A 19,300-nucleotide genomic window follows, 5' to 3' on the forward strand; every position below is an offset into this window, starting at 1 on the left:
CCCGGGGCTGGTCGGCGTATCGGCACCGGTGTGCCGGGCTCTTGATCAGGGGCGCCCCTGTGGGTCGGGGCCGAGCAGGACGGCGAGCAGGCGTGCGGTCGCGTCCCGCGCATCCGCGCCCTCGCCCGGCGCGCGCGTCATCAGCAGGTGGTGGACGGTACCGACGAGCGCGAGGGCGATCGTGGCGACGTCGGCCCCCGGGTCCACCCGTCCGCCGTCCTGCTCCGCGCGGAGGTAGGCGGTCAGGGAGTGCTGGATCGCGTCGAACGCCGGCGCGCCGGAACGGAAGCCCTCCCGCGTGTGTTGGGCGGCCGCCGGGCGGGTCATGGCCAGGCCGACCACCGCGGGGTGCAGGGATTCCAGCAGGGCGAGCGCGATCTCCTGGAGGTTGCCCCCGACGCTGCCCTGGCCGACCCGGCCGGCCAGTCCTTCCGCGTGGCGGGCGCTGCGGGCGAAGCGGTCCAGGACGAGCTCGGCGATGAACTCGTCCAGGCCGGCGAAGTGCGCGTGCAGGACCCCCTTGCCACAGTCGGCTTCCGTCGTGACGGCGCGGCTGGTCAGGGCCGCGGCACCGTCCCGCGCGACCACCCGCTCCGCGGCCGCGAACAGCCGCTCCCGCAGGTCCGGAATCGCCACTCCACGAGGTGACACAACAACCCCTCTCGCTAAGCCTGTTGCACCTATGGGCAAGTGCCCATACTGTTTGGGCACTTGCCCATACTACGGGTCGGGGATGCTCGGCGTCCCCGCCGGGACGGATGTGCCGCATGGACCGGAACGCCACCCCCGCCACCACCGCCACCCCCGCCAACGCCGCGCAGGCGCAAGCCTGGAACGGCTACGAGGGCGCGCAGTGGGCCCGCAGCCAGGAACGCTGGGACGCCATCAACGACGGCTTCAACCAAAGCCTGCTCGACGCCGCCGACATCCGCGAGGGCGACCACGTACTGGACATCGGCTGCGGCGCCGGCCGCACCACCCGCCTGGCAGCCCGGCGAACGGGCGGGGGCCGGGCCGTGGGTCTGGACCTGTCCGATCCCATGCTGGAGCGGGCCCGGGCGAGCGCCGCGCACGAGGGAGTGCGCAATGCGTCGTTCACCCAGGGCGATGCCCAGGTCCACCCGTTCGAGCCCGGGTCCTTCGACGCGGCCATCAGCCGCTACGGCATGACCTTCTTCGCCGACCCGGTCGCCGCCTTCACCAACATCCGCCGCGCCCTGCGCCCCGGCGGCAGGCTGGCCTTCGTCTGCGCGGCGGAAGCCGAGTCCAACGAGTGGCTCCGCGCACTGGCCTCGCTGAGCGGCATCCTGCCCCTCGGAGGCTTCGGCGCGCCCGGCGCTCCGGGGATGTTCTCGCTCACCGACCCCGACCACACGCTCGCCCTCCTGACCGCAGCCGGCTTCGAGGAGGGCGGCGCGCAGCGCGTGGAAGCCGCCGGGAACTGGGGCAGGGACGCCGAGGACGCGGCGGGTTTCCTGCTCGACTCCGGCCCCGGGCGCCACCTGCTCAGCCAGGTCACGCCCGAGGTGCAGGAGCGCGCCCGCGGGGCGCTGATCGAGGCCCTGCGCCCCTACGAGGACGCCGGCGCGCTCTGGCTGCGCAGCAGTTCCTGGCTGGTCACCGCCGTACGGGAGCGGCCCGCGCGCGGCTGATGACCGAGGGGGCCTCAGTGGTCAGCGTCGGGCATGCGGACCGGCATCACCCCGAGGACAAGGTTCTCCATGGCCTCGGGCATCCGGCCGAACCGGGCCAGCCAGCTGGTCACGACATACAGTTCCCCTGCTCGTCCAGTCCGAGGAACGCGTGACCGTGGCCGAGTTCGCCCACGGGGAAGAGGCAGCGGCTGATCTCCTCGCCCCACTCGCCGAAGCGGTCGTCCTCGCCCAGCGCATGCAGCGGGTGGAGTGAGAACGCCTCCCGCGCTCTGGTGATCCCGGGACCACCGCCGGCCACCGTCAGACCGCCGAACTCGCGCAGAAGGCCCGCGGCGGCAGCGTGCATACGAAAGCCGTCCGCTTCCAGCCGCTCTCGCCACACGGTCGTGTCGATGCTTCGCCCGGGATGCCATCCCGCACCCCGCAGCACTGTTTCCGCCTCAGCCGCCCAGGCGTGCGGCCCCTTGCCCTGAGCCGCCTGCCGGTCATGGATCAGACCGGCTGCGAACGCGACCGCCTCGGCGGGATCGGCCGTCTCCAAGCCGACACGGTCTCCCCCACTCGTGCGGCCCACGACCTCATACGCGTCCGGACGGGCACACATCGCTCGCTACGCGAGGTGCGCGGTCGCCGTTTCCTTCCAGGGCGGGCCGCCCTGGCGACAAGCCGAGTTGGCGGTGTCCGGACCATTCCTCCTGATCAGCGGCGCCGGTTGGGCTTTCTGCTGAGGGAGCGCAGCGTCCTTGGTCGGGACAGCGCATTGCGCAGAGGGGCGTTGGCCGATTGGACTGCCCAGGTCAAGTCGCCGGGGTCGCCCCAAGGACCCGGCCTCGTACAGAAGGAAGCGGATGCCATCCATGCTCGACGGCTGCACGCCCTGGCCGGAGGAGTTCGTCGACCGCTACTGGGCAGCCGGGCACTGGCGTGGCAACACGCTGGACAACCTGCTGCGCGGCTGGGCCCTGCAGTACGGACCGCGGACCGCGCTCGTGCACGGCGCCACCCGCCTCACGTACGCGCGGCTGAACCGGCGCGTGGACCGCATGGCGGCCGGATTCCGGCTGCGCGGCCTGCGGGCCGGGCAACGGGTCGTCGTCCAGCTGCCGAACGTTCCCGAGTTCGTCATCACCGTCTTCGCGCTGATGCGCGCCGGCGCGGTCCCGGTGCTCTGCCCGCTCTCGTACCGCGGGTCCGAGGTGCCCCGCCTCGTACAGGTCACCCAGGCCGTCGGCTACGTCGGCCCGTCGACGTACCAGGGCTTCGACCACACGGCGATGGCCGCGGACATCGCGGCCCGAGGGCCTTTCCTGCGGCGGGTGTTCACCTGGGAGGTCCCGGGCGAGGAGACCCCGTACGGCGGTCTGACGACCGACCCGTCGGGATGCCAGTACAGCCCGCTGGGCTCCATCGAGGCCCCGCCCGAGCCGGCGCTCGCGCAGAGCGCGGACGAGGTGGCGTTCTTCCTCCCCTCCGACGCTACGGCCGCGGCGCCCCTGCTTGTGCCGCGCACCCACAATGACTACACCTACCAGGTGCGGGCCGCCGCCGAGCTGGTGTCGCTCACCGAGGACGACGTGTACCTCGCCGCGCTGCCCGCCGATGGCGCCTTCGCCTTCGGTTGCCCCGGCATCGTCGGCACCCTCTCCGTCGGCGGAACCGTCGTCCTGGTGGAAAGCCCCGACCCCGCCGTATGCCTTCCGGTCATCGCAAGGGAGCGGGTCACCCTCACCACGGTGGGACCCGCCGTCGCCCGGCGCTGGCTCGACGCACTTCCCACGGTCCGGGCCGACGTGAGCAGTCTGCGCCTCGTGCAGGTCTGCGGCGAGGCGCCCCTGCCCCGAGCGACCGCCGAACGGATCGGCCCCGCATGGCGCTGTCGCCTCCAGCAGGTCTTCGGCATGGCCGAGGGCTTTCTCACCCTCACCCGGCCCGACGATCCGGCCGAGACCGTCCTCGCGACGCAGGGCCGCCCGCTCTCACCCGACGACGAGGTCCGCGTGGTCGGCGCCGACGGCCGGGACGTGCCGGACGGGGAGCCCGGCGAACTCCTCGCCCGCGGTCCGTACACCCTGCGCGGCTACTACCGGGCGCCCGACCACAACGCACGCTCCTTCACCGGCGACGGCTACTTCCGCACCGGAGTCCTCGGGTGGCGCGCCCCGGACGGCAGCCTGGTGGTGACCGGCCGTCTCGCGGACTTCAGGGGCCGCTGAGTCACGGCCCTTCGGGGTATCCGCGGCCCGCCCGCAGCGCGGCGCGGGCCGTGTGCCGCGGGGGCGGGATATCTGTGGGCGCAGGCGGCGGTCGGCGGTGACCGTCACTGTCCGGAAAGGCAGGAGGCCGGTGACGGTCCAGCCCGTTCCCCAGGGATCCCCGCGCGTCACGCCGTACCTCTGTATCGACGGAGCCGCGGCCGCGATCGACTTCTACGTCTCGGTGCTCGGCGCACACGAACGCATGAGGATGGCCGCACCCGGAGACAAGATCGGCCACGCCGAGCTGGAGCTCGGCAACTCGGTCATCATGCTCGCGGACGAGTATCCCGACATGGGGTTCCGCTCGCCGAAGGCGGTGGGCGGCACGCCGGTCACCTTGCACGTGTACGTCGAAGACGTCGACGCGGTCTTCGCCAAGGCCCTGGCCGGGGGCGCCACCCAGCTGTCACCGGTCAGGGACGAGTTCTACGGCGACCGCACCGGACAGTTCGAGGACCCCTTCGGCCATCGCTGGAGCATCGCCACGCACATCGAGGACGTCACGCCGCAGGAGATGGAGAAGCGGTTCGGGGAAGCCGTGCGCTCCATGGGGTCCACGCCCGACGGCGCGTGAACTCAACCGCCCGGTTCCCCGCCAGGGCACCGGGCGGGCAGGGCCCGCTCAGTGGGCCCGGTCGTAGACGAGGGCCAACGTGCCGTGCTCGCCCGCGCGCTGGCTGACGAGCTCCCACTGGTCCGCCGGGAGGCCGTCGTCGAAAAGGCGCGGCCCGCCGCCGAGGAAGACGGGGAAGACGGTGAGCGCCAGCCGGTCGACCTTGCCCGCCGCCAGGAGCGCCTTGATGACGCTCGCGCTGGAGAGCACGAGGATGTCGCCGCCTTCGGTGGCCTTGAGGTCCGTGACCACCTCGGCGGTCGGCTTGTCGACGATCGTCGTCCGCTCCCACGGTGCGTCAGCGAGGGTCGAGGAGAGCACCACCTTTTCCGTGTCGACGAGCCACTTCGCGAAGCCCTCGTCGCGCGGGTCGGCCCCTTCCATGCCGATGACGGTGGGCCAGAAGCCGAGGAAGCCCTCGGCGTTGACCCGGCCGAGCAGAGCCGTCGTCGCCGGAGCCCAGAGGCCGGCCAGGTGGTCGCGGGCGACGTCGGTGTGGGCGTACGGCATCACCCAGCGCATGTCCTGGGGGTTGTCCGGCGCGGCGTATCGGCCGTCGAGGGAGAGGCTCATGTTGGCGACGACCCTGCGGCCGGCGGTCTGCTCTGTCACTTCGTACTCCTCGTGTCGATGCCGTGCGGGTTCGCCGCGATGACCGCCGCGAGCGTGTCGAGGCTCTGGCCGAAGCCGATCTCGATGCCTGCGATGAAGTCCGCGGAGTCGACGGTGCTGTCGGTGATCCGGAAGTGGACGTCGAGGTCCGTGCCGGTGTCGTCATCGGTGGGCCGCAGGTCGTAGTCGACGTGGGCGGTGAAGGCGGGGCCGCCGCCGGGAAGCAGCGGGGAGAGCCGGTAGGCCAGGCGCTCATGGGGGCGTACGTCCTCGACCACGCCCTCCGCGCGCCCCGCGACCAGGTCGGAGCCGTCGGCATCCTCGGCGTCGCGGTACCCCTGCACGATCCGCCCGCCCACGCGCGCCTCGAAGACGAGCTCGCTGACGCGGAGGTCGTCGGGCGTCCACCACCGGGCGAGCAGGGCGGCGTCGCTCAAGTGGCGCCAGACCAGCTCGGGCCTCCCCGCCAGAGACCGCCGGAACCTGAACGAACGGCCGTCGGCCCACCCCGGCCGCTGTGCGGCGAGCCGCTCCGCATCGAGGCTGAGCGCGTGGCGTTCGTAGGTCGCGAGCGGGCCGCCGCCCTCGGGGGCCCGCTCCGCTGTGTCTGCGAGCCGGGTGAGCGCGGCCGCCAGGTCGCGCAGCGGCCCGGGCCGGAGCGCGTAGACGCGGCGCTGACCGGTGCGCTCGGAGGTGACGACGCCGGCGCGCTCAAGGGTCTGCAAGTGCTTGGTCGTCTGCGGCTGGCGCGCCCCGGCGAGCTGGGCGAGTACGCCGACCGAGCGGGGGCGCTCGGCCAGCAGGCTCACGAGCCGCCAGCGGACCGGGTCGGCCAGTGCGGTGAGGAGTGCGTCCATGGCGAAAAGCATTCACCACAACGAATATTCTCGTCAAGGAATAATCCGGGGCGGACGCCCCGGCTCGCATGGGAGAGCAGCTGAAGGCCCCCGGGGGCCGCCCTATCCGCGCGCCGAGCGGTAGGTGGCCGTTCCGCCGGTATCCGCCACGACCGTCGGGCAGACCGCGCAGGCGGCCGCGCCGCGTTGCGCGAACCACCGGCACGTACGCCGGATGCCGCAGGCGGGCAGCGGCGCGTCTTCCCGCAGCGCACCTGCGCTCGGGGGCTCATCGTCAAGGATGTGGTCGATCACGGCGCAGTCGGTCCCGGTCCATTGCGGGCAGGCGCCCTCGGAGCAGGGGCCCGTGAAGCGGTACCGGCTCTCGGGACGGCCCGTCGCCTCCAGCCGGTCGGCGAAGGCGGCGTCGACGAGCACGGGCATGGGCAGGTACGCCAGCCGGCCCGATCCGGTCATGGCACCCAGCAGGGACGCACCCTCGTGACAGGTGACGCTCGGGCACGCGCGCGGCTGCCCGAGCGGCCCCTCTTCCTGGCCGGCCGTCACCGTGCTCACCGCTGCAGCCCGACCTCCTCGGCGGCGAACTCCTGCAGTTGCCGGACCACGCCCTCCTTCGGAATGCCGTGCCACCAGACCTTCGGGTCCAGCCGCACCCCGACCGCGTCGCGCGGCGCGAGGTCGCCCAGGGCGAGCGCACCGGCCTGGGCGATGGCGAGACTCACCCGCGCCTGCTGTTCTTCCGTCAGCTCCACACCGGTGACGACGAACTTGAACTCGTTCTTGCTGTTCTTCATGGCATGCCCTTCGGAAGGGGGGTCGGCGCCCTCAGCGCCGGCGAGGTCGGGATGCCCGATCCGGGCGGGCAGTCCCCCAGGCGACGCTAGAAGGGGCAGCGTGAAGCCGCGATTCCCCCGATCCAAACGGGTGGCCGTGACTCCCCCCTGCGGGTCACTCCCCCTGCGCGCCCTTCGCGGCCTTGAGCTTGCGCCATACCGTGCCGAGGGCCTCCAGGTCCTGTGCGTCGAGGAGGTCCGTGAAGACCGGCGCCAGGGCCTCGCGCCGGGTGGCGTCCGCCTCGGCGAACACCGTACGCCCGGCCGGCGTGAGCGAGACCTCCACGGAGCGCGCGTCACGCGCCGACGGCGTGCGGGTCACCAGGCCCCGGCCCTGGAGGGCGTCCACGACCCGGGAGACCTGGCTGCGGCTGAGCAGGGTGCTGTTGCCGAGTACGGAGGCGGGTACGGGCTCGGGGCTGGACGCCAGCCACAGCATGACCTCGAACCACGACACGGGCAGGTCGTGGGCCTTCACGAGGGCCTTGTCGACGCGGTCCGTCATGGTCGTACCGGCCCAGACGAGCCCGTAGAACGCGTAGTCGGCGGCCGGCATCTCGGCCTCGGTGAGCTTCTTCGGCATGTCACGCAGTCTACGGGTTGCGTGCACACGCACATAAATTTATAGTGTGTGTGCACGCACATAAATCCGACCGCTTCTGAGAGGTCCCCCATGACCACCTCCACCCCCTCCTCCGCCACCACCCCCGGCGCCCCGCTGCGCACCGTCCTGATCACCGGCACCTCCTCCGGCATCGGGCTGGCCGCCGCCATCGCCGCAGCCCGGGCAGGTTGGCGCACGGTGGCCACCCTGCGGGACACCGGTCGGGCCGACGCCCTGCGCAAGGCGGCCGCCGAGGCGGGCGTCGAGATCGACATCCGCCGCCTCGACGTGGTCGACGAGGCTTCCGTCGCCGCCGCCGTGGACGGCGTGATCGCCGACTACGGCCGCCTGGACGCCGTCGTGAACAACGCCGGCGCGGGGCACCTCGGCACGCTCGAACTCGAAACCGTCGCCGACGTCCGCCAGGTCATGGAGGTCAACTTCTTCGGCGTACTGAACGTCTCCAAGGCCGCACTCCCCCACCTGCGGGCCACCGGAGGCCGCCTGATCACCGTCACCAGTGTCGGCGGGGTCATCGGCCAGCCCTTCAACGAGGCCTACTGCGCCGCCAAGTTCGCGGTGGAGGGCTACATGGAGAGCCTGGCGCCCGTCGCGCGCGCCGTCGGCGTGAGCGTGTCCGTCGTGGAACCGGGCGCGGTGGCGACCGAGTTCGTCAACAACATCGGGCTCGACCTCGACGCCCGGATCGCGGCGGCCGGACCGTACGCCGACAGCCTGCGGCACTACATCGACCGTACGGTGGCCCAGTTCGCCGGTGACGCCGCCCAGACCCCGGCCGGCGCGGCCGAGACCGTCATGGAGGCCCTGACCGCCGAGCACCCCGCCTTCCGCCTCCAGACCTCGCAGTGGGCCCGCGACTTCACCGCGACCAAACTGGCCGACCAGGACGGCGCGGCCGTGCTCGGCATGACGGGAACCTGGGTCGCCTGACGCCATCCCCCGGCTCCCGCGGCCGAACGTCACCCCGACTCCCCGCCACGCCCACCTGCGGGTGAAGCCCCGACGAAGATCGACGGCGGCACCGGTGGCACGGGGACACTGAGGCGCGGTACGGGCAGCCGTACCCCTGGGCGTGGGGAGCGGACACATGGCGAACGGCACGGTCCTGCTGGTGCTGCGGGAGAATCCGATGGGCGGCGGCGTCAGCGCCGAGCAACTGCGGCGCATCGGCAAGGACTTGGAGAACCAGGGCCTGGAGCTGCGCTGGGCGCCGAGTGCGCGCGACGCACAGGCCGCCCTGCAGACCGAGGCCGGGCTCGCGGCGGCCGTGGTCGCCTGGGACCTGCCGCTTACGGCGGGGGGCGCGGTCGAGGAGGGCGGCGGCGGGGAGGTCCTGCGGCACATCGAGCGCCGGTTCAAGGACCTGCCGGTCTTCCTCGTCATGGCGGACGACACCGACCAGGACCTGGAGCGGCTGCCGCTGTGGGTCTCGGAGACGGTGGTCGGCTACATCTGGCCGCTGGAGGACACCCCGTCCTTCATCGCGGGCCGGGTCGCGGCCGCGGCCCGCGGCTACCACCGGGACCTCCTGCCGCCGTTCTTCAAGGCGCTGCGCCGGTTCGACGACTCCCACGAGTACTCCTGGCACACCCCCGCCCACTCCGGAGGGGTCGCCTTCCTCAAATCCCCGGCCGGGCGGGCGTTCTTCGACTACTACGGGGAGCGGCTGTTCCGCACCGACCTGTCCATCTCCGTCGGGGAGCTCGGTTCCCTCTTCGAGCACAGCGGTCCGATCGGCGAGGCCGAGCGCAACGCCGCCCGGGTCTTCGGCGCCGACCGCACGTATTTCGTCCTGCACGGCGATTCCACCGCGGACCGGATGGTCGGCCACTACAGCGTGACGACCGACGAGATCGCGCTCGTGGACCGCAACTGCCACAAGTCGGTGTTGCACGGGCTGGTGATCTCCGGGGCGCGCCCGGTCTACCTGGTGCCGACCCGCAACGGCTACGGGCTCGCCGGCCCCCTGCCGCCCGCCGAGACCGACCCGGCGGCGGTGGCCGCGCGGATCGCCGCGAACCCGCTCACCGCGGGCGCCCTCTCCCCCGCGGCCCAGTACGCGGTCGTGACCAACTCCACCTACGACGGCCTGTGTTACGACACCGTCGCGGCGGCCCGGGCCTTCGCGCCGAGCACGCCGCGCCTGCACTTCGACGAAGCCTGGTTCGCGTACGCCCGTTTCCACCCGCTCTACGCGGGCCGCTACGGCATGGCCGTCGGACCGGACACCTTCCCGGACACCCTCCTGGACACCGACACCGACACCGCCCCGGGGGCGGGCGCGGGCCCGGGAGCAGGGCCGGGGCGGCCCACGATCTTCGCGACGCAGTCCACGCACAAGCTGCTGGCCGCACTCTCGCAGTGCGCGATGGTCCACATCAGGTCCGCGCCGCGTGCCCCGGTCGAACACGAGCGGTTCAACGAGGCGTTCATGATGCACGGCACCACCTCGCCGCTGTATCCGGCGATCGCCTCCCTGGACGTGGCGACCGCCATGATGGACGGCCCGCAGGGCCAGTGGCTGATCGACGAGGCGGTGACCGAGGCGATCCGGTTCCGACAGGCCGTCGTGCGCACCGGGCGCCGCGTCGCCGCCGCCGGGGACCGGCCGGGCTGGTTCTTCGGCGTGTGGCAGCCCGACTCGGTCACCGATCCGGTGACCGGGGCGCGCGTCGCGTTCGCGGACGCGCCGCCGTCCCTGCTGAGCCGCGAGCCGTCGTGCTGGCACCTGGAGCCGGGCGCCGACTGGCACGGCTTCGCCGGGCTGAGCGAGGGCTACTGCCTGCTCGACCCGGTCAAGGTCACGCTCACCTGCCCCGGGGTGACGGCCACCGGTGAGACCGGCGACTGGGGCATCCCCGCACGGATCCTCACCGCCTACCTGGCGGCGCGCGGGATCGTCGTGGAGAAGACCGACAGCTACACCACGCTGATCCTGTTCTCGATGGGCATCACGAAGGGCAAGTGGGGCACCCTGATGGACGCCCTCATGGACTTCAAGGCCCTCCACGACGCGGACGCACCACTGGACCGGGTGCTGCCACAGCTGGTCGAGCAGTTCCCGCGCCGTTACGCAGGCACCACCCTCGGCGCCCTGTGCCGCGCGATGCACGAGCACCTGACCCGCGCCGAGCTGATCGACGCCCTCGACGCGGCCTTCCAGGAGCTCCCGGAGCCGGTGGCCCCGCCGCGCCACTGCTACCAGCTGCTGATCCGGGGCGGTACGGAGCGCGTACGGCTGGCCGAGGCGGCCGGGCGGGTGGCCGCGGCGATGGTGACCGTGACCCCGCCGGGGATCCCCGTACTGATGCCCGGGGAGTCCACCGGCGCTCCGGACGGGCCGCTGCTGCGGTACCTGCGCGCCCTGGAGGCCTTCGACCGGGCCTTCCCGGGCTTCCACAGCGAGGCCCACGGTGTGACCGTGGATCCCGAGAACGGCGACTACCTGATCGAGTGCGTCCGTACGGACCGCGAGGGGGCTCCGGGCTCAGCCGTTCAGTGACGTCATGAGCTCGGGCGCGTACCGGTCCCCCGAGACCACGCCGTGCGGCGCGACGGCGTCGATGGAGGCCAGGTCGGCGTCGGTGAGCGTGACCGCGGTCGCGGCGACGTTCTCCTCCAGGTAGCGGCGCCGCTTGGTCCCGGGGATCGGTACGGCCCCCCTGCGCAGGGTCCAGGCCAGCGCGAGCTGCGAGGGCGTGACCCCCTTCCGGGCGGCGAGGTCGCGGACCCGGTCGACGACGGCCAGGTTGCGGTCGAAGTTCTCGCCCTGGAAGCGGGGGTCCGTGCGGCGGAAGTCGTCCGCGGCGAAGTCGTCGGGGCTGGTCACGGCTCCGGAGAGGAAGCCGCGGCCGAGCGGGGAGTAGGCGACGAGACCGATCCCGAGCTCACGCAGGGTGTCCAAGAGGCCGTCGTGCTCGATCCCGCGCTCGAAGAGGCTGTACTCGGTCTGTACGGCGGCCAGCGGGTGGACGGCGTGGGCGCGGGCGATAGTGGCCGCGGCCGCCTCGCAGATCCCGATGTGGCCGACCTTGCCCGCGGCGACCAGCTCGGCCATGGCGCCGACGCTCTCCTCGATCGGCACGTTCGGGTCGACGCGGTGCAGGTAGTACAGGTCGATGTGGTCGGTGCCGAGGTGGCGCAGGGAGCGGTCGGCGGAGCGGCGGATGTACTCGGGGGTGGCGTTGTGGCCCAGAAGCGCACCCTCGTCGGTGAACTCGACGCCGGTCTTCGTGGCGATGACGGCGGCATCGCGGCGGCCGGCCAGGGCCTTGCCGAGGAGCTGCTCGTTGAGGAAGGGGCCGTAGCCCTCGGCGGTGTCGAGCAGGGTCACGCCCAGTTCGAGGGCGCGGTCGATGGTGGCGAGGGACTCGGCCTCGTCGGTGGCTCCGTAGTGGGCGCTCATGCCCATGAGGCCGAGGCCCTCGGCGCCGACCTTCAGTCCCTGGCCGCCCAGTGCGCGGATCTCCATGGTGTGTCCTCCGTGGGGTGGGTTGGTCCGTAAGTAACTAACTGGATAGTTCGAGTGTGCGCCACGGCTGCGGCAGATGTCAATAACTAGATAGTTACTTGCTAGGCTGCCTGCCATGGCACGGGATTCCAGCGCAACGAAGGCACGGCTGCTCGACGCCGCCTTCTCCGAGTTCGCCGCGTACGGCATCGCCGGGGCGCGGGTCGACCGCATCGCGGAGACCGCCCAGGCGAACAAGCGGCTCATCTACGTCTACTACGGCAACAAGGAGCAGCTCTTCGACGCCGTGCTCCAGCGGGCGCTGGAGACCGGCTCGGAATCGGTACCCTTCGACGCCGAGGACCTGCCCGGGTACGTGGGGGCGGTCTTCGACCACCTCGTGGCACGTCCGGACCTCATGCGCCTGGTGCAGTGGAAGCAGCTGGAGCGGCCGGGAACCACCGACGCCGAGGCGGAGTCCTACCGGGGCAAGATCACGGCGGTGGAGCGGGCACAGCGGGCGGGGCTGATCGATCCCGCCCTCGATCCGGCGGACCTGCTCGCGCTGGTGATGGGCCTGGCGCAGGCGTGGACGGGCACGGTGGACGGCACGGCCGCGGGCGGCCCGGGCGACGCGTGGCCCCCGGAGCGGCTGGCCCGGCACCGCGAGACGGTGGTCGAATCCGTCCGCCGCCTGATCCGGCCGCCGCAGTCGGCGGGGCAGGACGACTAGACAGCCAGACAGCTGACAGCTAGCTGACAGCTGAGGCAAGACATCGAGGCGCCACCGCACCTCGTCACCACAGGGTGGGCGGGGGGCGCGCACCTCCGATGGCCGTGCCGGCGTCGGCTCAGGCGGAGGTGACGGCCTGCTCCAGCAGGCCGTGCAGGACCCGCTGTTCCTGCGGGGTGAGGCCGGAGAGCGGGGAGTCCACCGCGAGGAGTTCGAGGAGACGCGTCCGCAGTGCGGCGCCCTCGGCCGTGAGGACCAGGTGCTTGGCGCGGCGGTCGGTGGGGTGCGGGTGGCGCTCGATCAGACTCTGCTTCTCCAGCTTGTCGACGACGAAGGTGGTGTTGGAGGGCTCGCAGCTCATGCGGTCGGCGAGCTCCCGCATGGTCATCGGGCCGCTCATCTCCCGCAGCGCGGTCGCCTGGGACGCGGTGAGGCCGAGGGTCGCGGCGCGCTCCCGTACGTGCTCGGCGATCCGCTGGGCCAGTCCGTTCACCAGACCGCACAGCTGTCGCTCGGCGATGGCCTGCGAGTCGGGGGACGTCGTCATGCCACCACCCTAGCAAGTCCGTCAAGGCAACATATTTACAGCTTGAATGATTCGAACTTGATGTTTATGGTGATCGTCGTCGCCGCAGGGAGCCCTGCCGCGACCTGATGACGACTCACAGGAGAAGACTCATGGCTGACGGACTCATGACTGACGGACTGGCGGCTGACGTGACGGTGGCCCAGGACGTACGACTGCGCCGGCCTGCGGGAATCCGCTCGATACGGCTGGGCGACACGAAGGTCTCGTACGTACCGGACGGCGACGTACGACTGCGGCCGCTGCGCCTGCTCCCGGACACCACCGACGAGGTGTGGGCCGCACACCCGGAGTACCTGGACGCCACGGGCCACCTCGTGGGGAGCGTCGGCGGCCTGCTGGTGGAGCACGGCGACCGCGCGCTGCTGATCGACGCGGGCTTCGGTCCGCAGGAGCACCGGGGCCCGGACGGCCCCATCAGCGCCATCCACGGAGGCGCCCTCGCGCAGAACCTCGCCGAACTCGGACGCAGCCCGCAGGACATCGAGGCGGTGGCCTTCACCCACCTCCACTCCGACCACCTCGGCTGGGCGTGTCACCCCGCCCCCGGCGGTGACCGGCCCGTGTTCGCCCACGCCGATTACCTGATCTCCGAGCAGGAGTGGGAGCGGCGCGACCTCCTGGAGGCCCAGGGCATGACCGAGCAGGTCGCGGCCCTCGCACCGCGCGTCCGTACGGTCACGGACGGACAGGAGGTCTTCCCCGGCGTGCACGTGCGGATCACCCCCGGCCACACCGTCGGGCACGCCGAGTACGTCATCACGGGCGGCGGACGGCGCCTGATCGCCTTCGGTGACGCCGTGCACTCGCCGATCCAGATCGACCACCCCGAATGGTCCTCGGCCTTCGACCACGACCCCGCCCTGACAGCCGACCACCGCAGTCGCCTCGTCGCCGAGCTGGCAGAGCCCGGCACCATCGGATTCGGCGTCCACTTCGCCGACGTGGTCTTCGGACACGTCCGGCAGGAGGGGGACGGCCCCGCCTGGCGGCCCCTGGACGCCTGACCCGACGGGGCCCGTGCCATCGGCGGCTCGCGCGCCGGGGCGGCCGGCGGGCACGCTTCGCGGCCGGGCCGTGCTCCGTTCGAGTGCCGTCGTCGGCGGCGGGAGTCCCTCAAATCCCCAGTCCGGAAGGTTTCTTCCCTTGCTCCGGACCAGGCGGGTGTGCGCTGCCCGGGTGAGCGGTTCGAGGATGATGCGGCCCATGGCGTCAATGAAGCGAAACGCGTATCCGTGGCCCGAGCGGTCGACCGGGGCCCGCCAGCCGTCCGGCCCGGTGCTGTGACCCCGGCGGACGCGGCGCACCCCGCGCACCCGGCGCACCCGGCGGACGCGGCGCAGGCCGCACGGCACGGAAAGCACGTACGCGTCGTGGTCGTCGGAGCCGGGTTCTCCGGCATCGGCGCTGCCATCCGACTGCGTCAGGCGGGTTTCCGCGATGTCCTCGTCCTGGAGAAGGGGTCAGAACTCGGCGGTACGTGGCGGGAGAACACCTACCCGGGCTGTGCCTGCGACGTGCCCTCGACGCTCTACAGCTACTCGTTCACCCCGGGCGCCGCCTGGAGCAGGGTCTTCGCCGGACAGCGGGAGATCCATGCGTACCTGCGGACGACGGCCGAGCAGCACGGGCTCGGCGATGTCCTGCGCTGTGGGGTGCACGTCCGCGAAGCCCGGTGGGATCCGGCGGCCGGGCGCTGGCTGCTGGAGACCAGCGACGGGCCCTACAGCGCCGCGGTACTGGTCCTGGCCACCGGGCCGTGGCACGTTCCGCGCCGCCTCGACGCCCCCGGGGTCGAGGAGTTCCCCGGGCCCGTGCTCCACACGGCCCGCTGGGACCACGGCGTCGACCTGGCCGGGCGGCGTGTGACCGTGGTGGGGAGCGGCGCCTCCGCCGTCCAGATCGTCCCGGCCATCGCGGCCCGGGCGGCAGCCCTGCACCTCTTCCAGCGGACCGCCCCATGGGTGCTTCCCAAGCCCGACCTGCCGGTGCCGGCGGCCTTCAACCGGGGCCTGGACAGCCTGCCCGGTGCCCGCCGGGCCCTGCGCGCCGGGCAGTACACCCTGCAGGAGGGCTTCGGATTCGCCTTTCGTCACCCGCGGGTCGCCCGCCTCGTCGAGGCGGGGGCCCGAGCACACCTGCGGCTCGCGGTCCGTGACCCGGCCCTGCGCCAGGCGCTCACTCCGGACTACCGGCTGGGCTGCAAGCGCCTCCTCACCTCCAGCACCTACTACCAGGCCCTGACGCAGCCGCACGTGCGCCTGCACCCGACTGCCGTGACCGCCGTGCGGGGGAACCACGTCGTCGGCGCCGACGGCAGCACGGCCCCGACCGACGTCCTCGTCACGGCCACGGGCTTCCGCGTCGGCGAGCTACCGCTGGCCGGCAGTCTGCACGGCACGGACGGCAGGACGCTGCACGAAGCCTGGGACGGCGAACCGCAGGCGTACCTGGGGACGAGCGTCAGCGGATTCCCCAACCTCTTCCTGCTCCTGGGACCGAACCTGCTCGGCGGCTCCACCTCGGCGATCACGGTTCTGGAGGCCCAGCTGACGTACCTCACCGCCGCCCTGAGCCACCTCGACCGCGGCGGCCATCGGGCGCTCGACGTCCGGCCGGGCGCGCAGGCCACGCACAACACGGCGGTGCAGGAGGCGTTGCGGAGCACCGTGTACAACTCCGGCGGCTGCACGAGCTACTACTTCAGCCCCGGCGGGCGGAACACCTTCGCCTGGCCGTGGTCCACCGGGCGGCTGGTGCGCCGGCTGAGCCGCTTCGACCCCGGTTCCTACACGTGGTACGCACCGGGCCGGCCCGCCGCCCTGCCGGCTCAGGCGAGGCCGCGGCACGACGACCGTACGGCTCCGGCGAAGGGAGAGCAGCCCTGACAGGTCCCCGCAAGCGCGACGCCCCGACCGGGGGGCCCGGCGCCTTTGCCTAGGGTGGGGGGATGAACGAGATAGCGATCGCGGCCGAACCGGGCCGCTGGCGGGGCGGGTTCGAGGAGCGGGTCCTGGCCGGGTACCGGGCGGCGGGATGTTCGGAGCGCCTGGCCCGGGCCCTGCTGGAGCGGGCGGTGAAGGGGATCGACGACTGGACGGTGGCCACGGACGGCGAGGGGTGGATCGCGGTCGGGGTGACGGAGGACAACGGGGCGACCGTGGGCCGGATCCACGACCTGACGGTCCCGCGCGGGCGCGAGTGGGCCGAGCGGTGGTGCGCGGAGCACGGCGCGCAGCGGGTGGAGGTCCGGCTCACGGGCGGGGCGGGAGCGGGGGTGTTCGCCGACTACCCCGTACTGGGACAGAACCGGATGCGTGCCGCCGCCGAGGAGCCCGAGCTGCCACCGGGTCTGACGGTCCGCCCGCTCACCGAGGAGGAGTACCCGCTCTGGTATGCCGGTCAGGAGGCCGCGTACATCGCGGACATCGTCCGGGCCGGAGCTCTGACGCCGCAGCAGGCCAAGGAGAAGTCGGACCAGGACTTCGCCCGGAACCTCCCCCAGGGGTTCCGTTCGCCGGGGCACGCCTTCTACGCGATGGAGGCGGACGGCCAGGTGGTCGGCACCGGCTGGCTGAACCACGGCTTCCTGCCGGGCGTGACCTTCGGATTCTCCCTGGACGTGCACGAGCAGCACCGCGGCAAGGGCTACGGCCGGGCCGCGATGGCCGTCGGCGAGTGGGCCACCCGGCAGGGCGGCGACGAGGCGATGATGTTCAACGTCTTCGGCGGCAACGAGATCGCGATGAAGCTGTACGACAGCACGGGCTTCGCGGTGCTGGACGAGTACCGCTCGCTCGACCTTCAGCCTCCCGGTGGCCGCGTGGATCGCTGACCGGCCGGGGGCCGGGTCGGCGCCGCGGGGGCCTCGCTTGACTGGTGAGCGGCGCGACCGGTACAGAGAGGCTGTTCATCGTGCAAGGCGTGATACGGGGGGACCCATGAAGCCGCTCGAAACGGGTGACCCCACTTCCGTCGGTGAGGGCCGCTACCGCCTGGTCGGACGGCTCGGCCAGGGGGGCATGGGCGTGGTCTACCTCGGCCGCTCCCGGTCCGGCCGGGCGGTCGCCGTCAAGGTCGTGCGTCCCGAGCTGAGCACCGAGCCCGGGTTCAAGCGCAGGTTCGCCGACGAGGTGGCGGCCGCACGGCGGGTCGGCGGCTTCCACACCGCCCCCGTCGTCGACGCCGATCCGGACGGGGAACCGGCCTGGCTGGTGACCGCCTTCGTCCCCGGACCCACCCTGCAAGCGGTGCTCGCGCAGGTGGGATCGCTGCCCCTGGACACCCTCACCGTCCTGGCAGCCGGCTTGGCCGAGGCACTGCAGGCGATCCACCGGGCGGGGGTCATCCACCGCGACCTCAAACCCGCGAACATCATCGTCGCGGAGGACGGGCCGCGCGTCATCGACTTCGGCATCGCGCGCGCTCTGGACGGGACGGCCCTGACGCAGACCGGAATGCAGGTCGGCACGCCCGGATTCCTCGCACCCGAACAACTCACCGGCGGTGGCGCCGTCACCCCCGCCGTCGACATGTTCGCCCTCGGGGTGGTGCTCACCCAGGCCGCGGGCGGCTCGCCCTTCGGCGACGGTCCGTCCGCGGCCAGGCACTACAAGGTCGTCCATGAGGAACCGGACCTGGCGGCCGTCCCCGGCGAACTCCGCGAAGCCATCGGCGCCTGTCTGTCCAAGGACCCGCGGGCACGCCCCACCCCGACCGCCTTCCTGGACAGCCTGACCGTCCGCCACCCGGCGGGTGACTGCTGGCTGCCGGACGCGGCGACGCAGCTGCTCCCCCGCCTGGACCCGGCATCCGATCCCGTTCCGGTGCCGGACCGCCCGCACGGCGTCCCGGCACCGGACACCCTCCGGTCCGGCGACGCGGAGCCCGAAGCCGGACCCGAGGCCGGTCCCGAAGCCGGACACGAGCCCGTACCCCTTCCCGTACCGCTACCCGGTCCCGGTCACGCTCCCGCTCCCGTTCCCCATCCCGGTCCCGGTCCCGGTCCCGGCCCCCATCCCGGTCCCGGGCCCGAAGGGGTGCGCCAGCCGGTGGGCGCGCGGCCCCGGCGCCGCCGCGCCGTGGTGGTGGCGGCGGCGCTCGTGACCTCCCTCGCGGCCGTCGGCCTGCTGCTGTGGCAGCCCTGGAACGGCTCCGCCAAGGGCGATGCCAAGTCCCCCGCCGCCTCTCCCAGCAGCTCGGCGCCCGCCCCCGGCCCCGCCCCCTTCCCGACCGACCCCCTGCTGATCCGGCAGGACACCGCCCCCGGGTGGCCCGCGACCTGCCACGGCGCCGTCGCCCGCCGTGACGCGGGGGCTCCCGCGCCGGTACGGCTCATCGCGGGTGGCGCCTGCGACATGCTGCCCCAGTGGTCCCCCGACCGCAGGTCGTTCGCGTTCACCCGGACCACGCCCGAGGGCACGGCCGTCTGGACCGCCCGCGCCGACGGCTCGGACCCCCGGCGGATCGCCTCCATCGCCGGCGGCAGGGTGTCCTGGTCGCCGGACGGCAGCCAACTCGCCGTCCTGCGCAAGAAGGACGGCGTACAGCAACTGTTCGTGGTCGACGTCGCCGACGGCACGGCCCGCCAGCTCACCTCGGGCGCGGGCCAGGTCGAGGATCCCGCGTGGTCCCCGGACGGCAAGCGCATCGCGGTCTGCCTGCAGACGGAACCCGAGAACTGGCAGATCCACGTGGTAGACCCCGCCGCCCCGGACCGCGCTCCCCAGCAGGTGACCCGGCTGCCCCATCCGGCGCTCGATCCGGTGTGGTCCCCGGACGGCGCGACGTTCGCCTACACCGCGGGGACCTACGGCACGGGGACTCAGGGCGACATCCGCCTCGTGGACGCCGACGGCACGGACGATCGTGAGCTGGTGGCCACCGGCGCCCATGAGATGGACCCCGCCTGGTCCGTCAACGGCGCGTGGGTCGCCTTCGTCCGCGGCCCGTACGAGAAGCCCGCGATCTGGGCCGTGCGCACGGACAAGACCGGCGAGCGCGCACTCACCGACGGCGCGTCCGCCGAAGGCCACCCGTCCTGGCGCTGAGCCCGCGGCCCGGCGGCGCCCCCGCGCACGG

The 19,300-nt window shown here is 72.8% G+C and carries 19 protein-coding genes; 10 read left to right on the forward strand and 9 right to left on the reverse strand.

All coding sequences use genetic code 11. From position 1 onward, the window contains the following. Positions 1 to 45: 45 nt before the first annotated feature. Positions 46 to 651 carry a TetR/AcrR family transcriptional regulator gene (locus AC07DU_RS25400; RefSeq protein WP_479113770.1) on the reverse strand — a complete coding sequence of 202 codons (606 nt, stop codon included), beginning with the start codon at positions 649 to 651 and terminating at the stop codon, positions 46 to 48. Between the two features lie 116 nt (positions 652 to 767). Between AC07DU_RS25400 and AC07DU_RS25405 the strand changes: the two genes are divergently transcribed. Continuing rightward, positions 768 to 1,652, forward strand: coding sequence for a class I SAM-dependent methyltransferase (locus tag AC07DU_RS25405; RefSeq protein ID WP_479113772.1), 885 nt, complete (start codon positions 768 to 770; stop codon positions 1,650 to 1,652). Between the two features lie 109 nt (positions 1,653 to 1,761). Here AC07DU_RS25405 and AC07DU_RS25410 read toward each other — a convergent pair whose 3' ends face one another. Next, positions 1,762 to 2,196, reverse strand: a complete 435-nt coding sequence (locus AC07DU_RS25410; RefSeq protein ID WP_479113774.1) for an SUKH-3 domain-containing protein — start codon at positions 2,194 to 2,196, stop codon at positions 1,762 to 1,764. Positions 2,197 to 2,503: 307 nt separating this feature from the next. Here AC07DU_RS25410 and AC07DU_RS25415 point away from each other — a divergent pair, with 307 nt between their 5' ends. Then, positions 2,504 to 3,868, forward strand: coding sequence for a (2,3-dihydroxybenzoyl)adenylate synthase (locus AC07DU_RS25415; protein ID WP_479113776.1), 1,365 nt, complete (start codon positions 2,504 to 2,506; stop codon positions 3,866 to 3,868). A gap of 130 nt (positions 3,869 to 3,998) precedes the next feature. Further along, a complete protein-coding gene (locus tag AC07DU_RS25420; RefSeq protein WP_453370620.1) occupies positions 3,999 to 4,484 on the forward strand; it encodes a VOC family protein in 486 nt (161 codons plus the stop codon). A gap of 48 nt (positions 4,485 to 4,532) precedes the next feature. On the opposite strand, the gene AC07DU_RS25425 is transcribed toward AC07DU_RS25420, so the two are convergent. The 5 genes from AC07DU_RS25425 to AC07DU_RS25445 form a co-directional block, all read right to left on the reverse strand. After that, complete coding sequence (locus AC07DU_RS25425) at positions 4,533 to 5,135, reverse strand: dihydrofolate reductase family protein (RefSeq protein WP_479113778.1); 603 nt, start codon at positions 5,133 to 5,135, stop codon at positions 4,533 to 4,535. Beyond that, positions 5,132 to 5,992, reverse strand: a complete 861-nt coding sequence (locus AC07DU_RS25430; RefSeq protein ID WP_479113780.1) for a metalloregulator ArsR/SmtB family transcription factor — start codon at positions 5,990 to 5,992, stop codon at positions 5,132 to 5,134. Before AC07DU_RS25430 ends, AC07DU_RS25425 begins: the two co-directional genes overlap by 4 nt. A gap of 102 nt (positions 5,993 to 6,094) precedes the next feature. Then, entirely contained in the window at positions 6,095 to 6,547 is a 453-nt protein-coding gene (locus AC07DU_RS25435; protein WP_479029727.1) for a hypothetical protein, read from the reverse strand. Beyond that, a complete protein-coding gene (locus AC07DU_RS25440) occupies positions 6,544 to 6,786 on the reverse strand; it encodes a hypothetical protein (RefSeq protein ID WP_479029730.1) in 243 nt (80 codons plus the stop codon). Before AC07DU_RS25440 ends, AC07DU_RS25435 begins: the two co-directional genes overlap by 4 nt. Before the next feature lie 154 nt (positions 6,787 to 6,940). Continuing rightward, on the reverse strand, positions 6,941 to 7,408 hold the full coding sequence (locus tag AC07DU_RS25445) for a MarR family winged helix-turn-helix transcriptional regulator (RefSeq protein WP_479029732.1): 468 nt from the start codon (positions 7,406 to 7,408) through the stop codon (positions 6,941 to 6,943). Between the two features lie 90 nt (positions 7,409 to 7,498). Here AC07DU_RS25445 and AC07DU_RS25450 point away from each other — a divergent pair, with 90 nt between their 5' ends. Together AC07DU_RS25450 and AC07DU_RS25455 are read left to right on the forward strand one after the other, a co-directional pair. After that, positions 7,499 to 8,380, forward strand: coding sequence for an SDR family oxidoreductase (locus AC07DU_RS25450; RefSeq protein WP_479029735.1), 882 nt, complete (start codon positions 7,499 to 7,501; stop codon positions 8,378 to 8,380). 157 nt (positions 8,381 to 8,537) lie between these two features. Further along, positions 8,538 to 10,952 (forward strand): Orn/Lys/Arg family decarboxylase, encoded by a 2,415-nt coding sequence (locus AC07DU_RS25455; RefSeq protein ID WP_479113782.1) that lies wholly within the window; start codon positions 8,538 to 8,540, stop codon positions 10,950 to 10,952. On the opposite strand, the gene AC07DU_RS25460 is transcribed toward AC07DU_RS25455, so the two are convergent. Further along, positions 10,938 to 11,921 (reverse strand): aldo/keto reductase, encoded by a 984-nt coding sequence (locus tag AC07DU_RS25460; RefSeq protein ID WP_479113784.1) that lies wholly within the window; start codon positions 11,919 to 11,921, stop codon positions 10,938 to 10,940. The genes AC07DU_RS25455 and AC07DU_RS25460 overlap by 15 nt on opposite strands. 115 nt (positions 11,922 to 12,036) lie before the next feature. On the opposite strand from AC07DU_RS25460, the gene AC07DU_RS25465 reads away from it, so the two are divergent. Next, positions 12,037 to 12,633, forward strand: coding sequence for a TetR/AcrR family transcriptional regulator (locus tag AC07DU_RS25465; RefSeq protein ID WP_479113786.1), 597 nt, complete (start codon positions 12,037 to 12,039; stop codon positions 12,631 to 12,633). A gap of 118 nt (positions 12,634 to 12,751) precedes the next feature. On the opposite strand, the gene AC07DU_RS25470 is transcribed toward AC07DU_RS25465, so the two are convergent. Continuing rightward, complete coding sequence (locus tag AC07DU_RS25470; RefSeq protein ID WP_360891831.1) at positions 12,752 to 13,180, reverse strand: MarR family winged helix-turn-helix transcriptional regulator; 429 nt, start codon at positions 13,178 to 13,180, stop codon at positions 12,752 to 12,754. 131 nt (positions 13,181 to 13,311) lie between these two features. On the opposite strand from AC07DU_RS25470, the gene AC07DU_RS25475 reads away from it, so the two are divergent. From AC07DU_RS25475 to AC07DU_RS25490, 4 genes are all read left to right on the forward strand, one after another. Further along, entirely contained in the window at positions 13,312 to 14,226 is a 915-nt protein-coding gene (locus AC07DU_RS25475; protein WP_479029745.1) for an MBL fold metallo-hydrolase, read from the forward strand. Between the two features lie 276 nt (positions 14,227 to 14,502). After that, a complete protein-coding gene (locus AC07DU_RS25480; RefSeq protein WP_479113788.1) occupies positions 14,503 to 16,107 on the forward strand; it encodes a flavin-containing monooxygenase in 1,605 nt (534 codons plus the stop codon). Between the two features lie 62 nt (positions 16,108 to 16,169). Continuing rightward, the gene (locus AC07DU_RS25485) at positions 16,170 to 17,054 is read left to right on the forward strand and encodes a GNAT family N-acetyltransferase (RefSeq protein ID WP_479113790.1); all 885 of its coding nucleotides are present in this window, start codon (positions 16,170 to 16,172) and stop codon (positions 17,052 to 17,054) included. A gap of 106 nt (positions 17,055 to 17,160) precedes the next feature. Continuing rightward, positions 17,161 to 19,269 (forward strand): protein kinase domain-containing protein, encoded by a 2,109-nt coding sequence (locus AC07DU_RS25490; RefSeq protein ID WP_479113792.1) that lies wholly within the window; start codon positions 17,161 to 17,163, stop codon positions 19,267 to 19,269. The last annotated feature ends 31 nt before the right edge of the window (positions 19,270 to 19,300 follow it).

The sequence above is a fragment of the Streptomyces sp. NPDC045695 genome (genome assembly GCF_056432025.1).

Coding starts and splice junctions, on each gene's coding strand:
- AC07DU_RS25415 (WP_479113776.1), top strand. CDS start 2,504: ATGCCATCCATGCTCGACGGCTGCACGCCCTGGCCGGAGGAGTTCGTC.
- AC07DU_RS25485 (WP_479113790.1), top strand. CDS start 16,170: ATGAACGAGATAGCGATCGCGGCCGAACCGGGCCGCTGGCGGGGCGGG.
- AC07DU_RS25405 (WP_479113772.1), top strand. CDS start 768: ATGGACCGGAACGCCACCCCCGCCACCACCGCCACCCCCGCCAACGCC.
- AC07DU_RS25490 (WP_479113792.1), top strand. CDS start 17,161: ATGAAGCCGCTCGAAACGGGTGACCCCACTTCCGTCGGTGAGGGCCGC.
- AC07DU_RS25475 (WP_479029745.1), top strand. CDS start 13,312: ATGGCTGACGGACTCATGACTGACGGACTGGCGGCTGACGTGACGGTG.
- AC07DU_RS25470 (WP_360891831.1), bottom strand. CDS start 13,180: ATGACGACGTCCCCCGACTCGCAGGCCATCGCCGAGCGACAGCTGTGC.
- AC07DU_RS25455 (WP_479113782.1), top strand. CDS start 8,538: ATGGCGAACGGCACGGTCCTGCTGGTGCTGCGGGAGAATCCGATGGGC.
- AC07DU_RS25460 (WP_479113784.1), bottom strand. CDS start 11,921: ATGGAGATCCGCGCACTGGGCGGCCAGGGACTGAAGGTCGGCGCCGAG.
- AC07DU_RS25465 (WP_479113786.1), top strand. CDS start 12,037: ATGGCACGGGATTCCAGCGCAACGAAGGCACGGCTGCTCGACGCCGCC.
- AC07DU_RS25450 (WP_479029735.1), top strand. CDS start 7,499: ATGACCACCTCCACCCCCTCCTCCGCCACCACCCCCGGCGCCCCGCTG.
- AC07DU_RS25430 (WP_479113780.1), bottom strand. CDS start 5,992: ATGGACGCACTCCTCACCGCACTGGCCGACCCGGTCCGCTGGCGGCTC.
- AC07DU_RS25440 (WP_479029730.1), bottom strand. CDS start 6,786: ATGAAGAACAGCAAGAACGAGTTCAAGTTCGTCGTCACCGGTGTGGAG.
- AC07DU_RS25445 (WP_479029732.1), bottom strand. CDS start 7,408: ATGCCGAAGAAGCTCACCGAGGCCGAGATGCCGGCCGCCGACTACGCG.